8 protein-coding genes are annotated in these 5,153 nt (G+C 63.3%); all 8 read left to right on the top strand.

The window, feature by feature from the left end; all coding sequences use genetic code 11:
* The coding region (locus tag QAT43_RS14025; RefSeq protein ID WP_305043711.1) for a tyrosine-type recombinase/integrase at positions 1-242 on the top strand (242 nt) is incomplete at its 5' end.
* A gap of 219 nt (positions 243-461) precedes the next feature.
* Positions 462-1,667, top strand: coding sequence for a cofactor-independent phosphoglycerate mutase (locus QAT43_RS14020; RefSeq protein ID WP_305043710.1), 1,206 nt, complete (start codon positions 462-464; stop codon positions 1,665-1,667).
* An 84-nt stretch (positions 1,668-1,751) separates the two neighbouring features.
* Positions 1,752-1,976, top strand: coding sequence for a 4Fe-4S dicluster domain-containing protein (locus tag QAT43_RS14015; RefSeq protein WP_305043709.1), 225 nt, complete (start codon positions 1,752-1,754; stop codon positions 1,974-1,976).
* Between the two features lie 22 nt (positions 1,977-1,998).
* Complete coding sequence (locus QAT43_RS14010; protein ID WP_305043708.1) at positions 1,999-3,069, top strand: 3-methyl-2-oxobutanoate dehydrogenase subunit VorB; 1,071 nt, start codon at positions 1,999-2,001, stop codon at positions 3,067-3,069.
* Positions 3,066-3,824, top strand: coding sequence for a thiamine pyrophosphate-dependent enzyme (locus QAT43_RS14005; protein ID WP_305043707.1), 759 nt, complete (start codon positions 3,066-3,068; stop codon positions 3,822-3,824). Before QAT43_RS14010 ends, QAT43_RS14005 begins: the two co-directional genes overlap by 4 nt.
* Complete coding sequence (locus QAT43_RS14000; RefSeq protein ID WP_305043706.1) at positions 3,821-4,363, top strand: 2-oxoacid:acceptor oxidoreductase family protein; 543 nt, start codon at positions 3,821-3,823, stop codon at positions 4,361-4,363. Before QAT43_RS14005 ends, QAT43_RS14000 begins: the two co-directional genes overlap by 4 nt.
* A gap of 21 nt (positions 4,364-4,384) precedes the next feature.
* Positions 4,385-4,807 (top strand): DNA polymerase III subunit chi, encoded by a 423-nt coding sequence (locus QAT43_RS13995; RefSeq protein WP_305043705.1) that lies wholly within the window; start codon positions 4,385-4,387, stop codon positions 4,805-4,807.
* Positions 4,808-4,826: 19 nt separating this feature from the next.
* Positions 4,827-5,153 (top strand): 16S rRNA (uracil(1498)-N(3))-methyltransferase (locus QAT43_RS13990; RefSeq protein ID WP_305043704.1); only part of this gene is annotated, 327 nt, incomplete at its 3' end.

The following is a 5,153-nucleotide window of genomic DNA, read 5'->3' as shown; positions in this document are numbered from 1 at the left end:
TGACACGCCAGGGGTTCTGGAAGATTATTAAGCGCCGCGCGCTGCAGGCCGGTATCCGCAAGAACATCACGCCCCACACCCTTCGCCATTCCTTCGCCACTCATTTGCTGGAAAATGGCGCCGATCTCAGGGCGGTGCAGGCCATGCTCGGCCACGCGGACATTTCCACCACGCAGATCTACACGCAAGTCACCCGCGAGCGCCTGCGCAAGCTGCACGAGCAGTTTCACCCGCGGGGGTAGCGCGGCAGCCCGGATCAATCCATGGGACACGGATCAACTCTGATCAATGCGGATAAAAACAGAAGCAAGCCAAGACCATAAACTAGAAATTTTTTCTTTAAAAGGCGCGCCCGGCCGCATGTATCCATGAGATGTTTTTTGGTTTTTTGACTTATCCGCCTTGATCAGATGTGATCCGCGTCCCCAGGATTTTTGCAGTCCAACCCCATCGAGGTCTCCATGAAATACATCATTTTGCTCGGCGACGGCATGGCCGATGAGCCGATTTCCGAACTCGGCGGACGCACTCCCCTGGAAGCCGCCCGCACCCCGAACATGGACGCCCTGGCCCGGGCCGGCGAAACGGGCATGGTGCAAACCGTTCCCGAAGGCTATCATCCCGGCAGCGACGTGGCCAACCTCACGGTGTTCGGCTACGACCCGCGCACCTGCTACAGCGGCCGCTCTCCTCTGGAGGCCGCCAGCATGGGGATCGAACTGGGCCCCGCGGATGTCGCCTTTCGCCTCAACCTGGTGTGCCTGACGCCCCATTACGGCAAGCTCTACATGGAGGACTTCTCCGCCGGGCATATTTCCACCGTCGAGGCGCGCGAACTCATCACCATGCTGGAAAAGGAACTGGGTGGCGGCCCCTTTGAATTCCATGCCGGGGTGTCCTACCGCCATCTCATGGTGTGGCGCGGCGGCCGTGACCGGATGCAATTCACTCCGCCCCACGATCTCACCGGGCAGAGCGTGGAAAACGATCTGCCGCGCGGCGACGGGGCCGAGGAACTCATTCATCTCATGACCTCCTCCCAGATGCTGCTGAAAAACCACCCCGTCAACGTGCAACGGGAAAAGCAGCGGCAGGTGCCGGCCAACTCCATCTGGCTGTGGGGCCACGGCAAGGCGCCGCGCATGGCGACCTTGCAGGAGCGCTACAACCTGAGCGGCGCGGTGGTCGCGGCGGTGGATCTGATCAAGGGCATCGGCGTCTATGCCGGTCTGGATATCATCGAAGTGCCCGGCGCCACGGGTTATCTCGACACCAATTATCGGGGCAAGGCCGAGTACGCCGTCGAGGCCCTCAAGACCCGCGATTTCGTCTACCTGCATGTGGAAGCACCCGATGAGGCCGCCCATGGTGGGATGCTCGACGAAAAGATCCGCGCCATCGAAAATTTCGACCGCGAGGTAGTGGGACCGGTACGCGCCGGCCTGGAAGCCCTGGGGCCGCACCGCATTCTGCTCCAGCCCGACCATGCCACCCCGGTGCGCAAGAAAACGCACACCTCCCAACCGGTGCCCTACGTCCTGTTCGATTCCGCCGGGGGCAAGCTGCCCGCCAACGGCGCGGCGGGCTATCATGAATCCGCGGCGCTGCAAACCGGCATGAAAGTCGAAGAGGGCTGGCGACTCTTCGACCGTCTCATCCGGGGTTAGGACTTGTCGATTTGACCTTCCGGGGCGAGGTTCTGTAAACTTTCGCGCGATGCTTACCTCTTAGAGGATCTCGGATTTTAAGCCATGACCAAGGTCGTCATCGATGAATGCCGGTGCAAGGGCTGCGCCCTCTGCACCCTCGGTTGTCCCCAGGGGTTGTTGCGCCTTGGTCGGACCCTGAACCGCGCCGGCTTTTTCCCCGCCGAAATGATTCCCGGCGGCGAAGTTAAGTGCACCTCCTGCGCGCTTTGCGCGCAGATGTGCCCGGATCTCGCCATCTGCGTCTTTCGCCAGAAAAAATCGGCTTAAGACGCCCTGAGGAGCCTTGCCGTTGGATCAGCGTCTGTTTGTCAAGGGCAACGAGGCGGTTGCCATGGGGGCCCTGGCCGCCGGATGTCGTTATTACTTCGGCTATCCCATCACGCCCCAGAGTGATATTCCGGAATTCACGGCGCGGGAGTTGCCGCGCCTGGGCGGCACCTTCATCCAGGCCGAGAGCGAAATCGCCGCCATCAACATGCTGCTGGGCGCCAGTGCCTGCGGCATGCGCGCCATGACCTCCTCGTCGAGTCCCGGCATCTCTCTCAAGCAAGAAGGCCTGTCCTACATGGCCGGCAGCGAATTGCCCGGGCTAGTCGTGAATATCTGCCGCTCGGGGCCGGGCCTGGGCGGCATCGACGCGTCCCAGGCCGATTATTTCCAGGCCGTCAAGGGGGGTGGTCACGGCGGCTACCGTCTGATCGTGCTGGCGCCGCATTCGGTGCAGGAGATGTATGATCTGGCGCTGCTTGCGTTTGATCTCTCGGACCGCTATCGGATTCCCGCCATGCTGCTCGGCGATTCGGTCATCGGCCAGATGAAGGAAGCCTTGATTCCCCATCCGCGCGCCCAGGTCGAGCTGCCGCCCAAGGACTGGGCGGTGCGCGGCAAGCAGGAGGGGGCGCCGCAGCGGGTGGTGAAATCGCTCTACCTGGGTGACGGCGAACTTGAAGCGCACAATTGGCGCCTGCATGAGCGCTATGCGCTGCTGGAGGCTCGGGAAACCCGCTGGGAAGGGCTGCACACTGATGATGCCGAGCTGCTTGTGACGGCCTTCGGCATCACCGCGCGGATCGCCAAAAGTGCCGTGCGCATGGCCCGCGAGGCGGGTTTCAAGGTCGGCCTGCTGCGGCCCGTCAGTCTCTTTCCTTTTCCGCGCGAGGCGTTTCGCACGGTGACCCTGGTCACGAAAAAAGTTCTCTGCTGCGAACTCAACACCGGCCAGATGGTCGAGGATGTGCGCCTCAGCGTGGCGCGCGACGCCGAGGTGTATTTTTACGGCCGGCCGCCCGGCGCCGGTTCGCTGCCGACCCCGGAAGAATTCGCCGAGCAGATCGCCCGATATTGCGGAGGCGCGGCATGAGCCAGGTCGAAATACCCGTGTTTACCGCGCCGCGTTCGCTCAAGCCCGTCGTGACCCATTTTTGTCCCGGCTGCCAGCACGGCACGGTGCATCGTCTGGTGGCCGAGGCCCTGGATCACTTCGCCGTCCAGGAGCGCACCATCGGCGTGGCGTCGGTCGGCTGCAGCGTGTTTCTCTACGAATATTTCGCCATCGATGTGGTCGAATCACCCCATGGCCGTGCTCCGGCGGTCGCCACCGGGGTAAAGCGCGCCTTGCCCGATCGGGTGGTCTTCACCTATCAGGGCGATGGGGATCTGGCCGCCATCGGCACCAGCGAAATCATCCATGCCGCCAATCGCGGCGAAGCCCTGACGGTGATCTTCGTCAACAACACCACCTACGGCATGACCGGCGGCCAGATGGCGCCCACCACCCTCGCCGGGCAGCAAACCTCCACCTCGCCCTACGGGCGCGACCCGGCCAACGACGGCTCGCCCATCCGCATGGCGGAATTGCTGGCCCAGCTCGACGGCACGCGGTTTTCCGCACGGGTGGCCGTCGATTCGCCGCGCCATGTGATCCAAGCCGGCCGGGTCATCCGCGAGGCCTTCGCCACCCAGATCCAGGCGCGCGGATTTGCCTTCGTCGAAGTTCTTGCCACCTGTCCCACCAACTGGGGCATGAATCCCGTGCAGGCCAATCAGCGCATCGCCGCCGAACTGATTCCCTGCTTTCCTCTGGGCACCTTCAAAAAAATCGAGAGTCAGTCATGACCCTCGACCTGTTCATTGCCGGATTCGGAGGCCAGGGGGTGCTGTTGCTGGGCAACCTGCTCGCCTACGCGGCCATCCTCGAGGGAAAGAACGCTTCCTATTTTCCCGCCTATGGGGTGGAAAAACGCGGCGGCGCCGCGACTTGCACGGTAGTGATCAGTGACGACGAAGTCGCCTCTCCGGTGGTGGGACGCCCCGGCTGTGCCATTTTGCTCAATCAGGCCTCTCTCGATAAATACCTGCCGCGCGTGCGACCCGGTGGCTGGGCCCTGGTGAATAGCTCCCTGGCCGAGGAAAACCTGCCGCGCGTCGCGCCCATCGAGGTGCTGGCCTTGCCCCTGACCGAGCTGGCCCTCGATGTCGGCGATGCGCGCCTGGTCAATCTGGTGGCGGCGGGCATCTGGGCAAGGAAATCCCAAGCCCTGACCCTCGCCAGTCTTGAAAGCGCCCTGCGCAAGGTGCTGCCCGAGCGCAACCATCGCTTCATTCCCCTCAATGTCGAAGCCCTGAAGCGCGGCGCCGCGCTCATCGCGTCCTGACGCAAGTTCTCGAGGGATTTTATGCCGCGGCCCCTGATCGAATTCATCAAGCTGAAGAAGCCGGAAAAAGCCCGCTACCTCTGTGAACTCGCCGAGGATTTCTTCCAGCAGGGCAAGCGGGTGCTGATCACCGTCAACGACGACAATCAGGGCGTGACCCTGGATCGCTTCCTCTGGACCTGGCAAAAGGGCTCTTTCTTGCCCCACTGCTTTGATAACGGCGCGGTCGACTGCCTCGACGAGCCGGTTGTCATCACCACCGCCGAGCGCAACGGCAACGGTGCGCGCATCCTGATTCAGGGCAAGCCCTGTTCCCTGGAGTTTCTGCGCGGCTTCGACCAGATCATCGATTTCGCCGAAAGCTACGACGATGCGCTGCTGCAGGCCTCGCGGCGGCGTTTCGTCCTCTACCGCGAGGCGGGCTATGCACCCCGCATGCGTTAACGGCGGCGGTCCGGCCACCTTGATCCAACTCAGGGAAGTCGCGGAGCTGGGGCGGCATTGCGTGCTCTCTGACGCGGCCCGCGCCGCCCTGGCCTGCTGGCAGCCGCGCCTCGGCGAAGCCCTGACGGTTAGCGACGCGCAGGGACGCGGGTTTCGCGCGCGCGTGCTGGAGCTCGACGCCCATCGCGCCGTCCTGCTCCCTTTTGAGTCCCTTGCGCTCTCTCCGGAAAGTTCGGTGCGGATCGAGGTTTTTCAGGCCTTGCCGCAGCGCGAACGCTTCGAGCTCATCTTGCAGAAGCTCACCGAAATCGGCGTGGCGCGCATTGTTCCCTATGAGTCCCAGCGC

Origin of the sequence: Geoalkalibacter sp., assembly GCF_030604225.1 — a bacterium.
Classification (GTDB): domain Bacteria; phylum Desulfobacterota; class Desulfuromonadia; order Desulfuromonadales; family Geoalkalibacteraceae; genus Geoalkalibacter.
Note: the sequence above shows the minus strand (reverse complement) of the source record. Positions and strands in the feature narration are given on the sequence as shown.

Excerpts from the sequence above, each read along its gene's own strand:
- QAT43_RS14020 (WP_305043710.1), top strand. The coding sequence starts at position 462 with ATGAAATACATCATTTTGCTCGGCGACGGCATGGCCGATGAGCCGATT.
- QAT43_RS14015 (WP_305043709.1), top strand. The coding sequence starts at position 1,752 with ATGACCAAGGTCGTCATCGATGAATGCCGGTGCAAGGGCTGCGCCCTC.
- QAT43_RS14005 (WP_305043707.1), top strand. The coding sequence starts at position 3,066 with ATGAGCCAGGTCGAAATACCCGTGTTTACCGCGCCGCGTTCGCTCAAG.
- QAT43_RS14000 (WP_305043706.1), top strand. The coding sequence starts at position 3,821 with ATGACCCTCGACCTGTTCATTGCCGGATTCGGAGGCCAGGGGGTGCTG.
- QAT43_RS13995 (WP_305043705.1), top strand. The coding sequence starts at position 4,385 with ATGCCGCGGCCCCTGATCGAATTCATCAAGCTGAAGAAGCCGGAAAAA.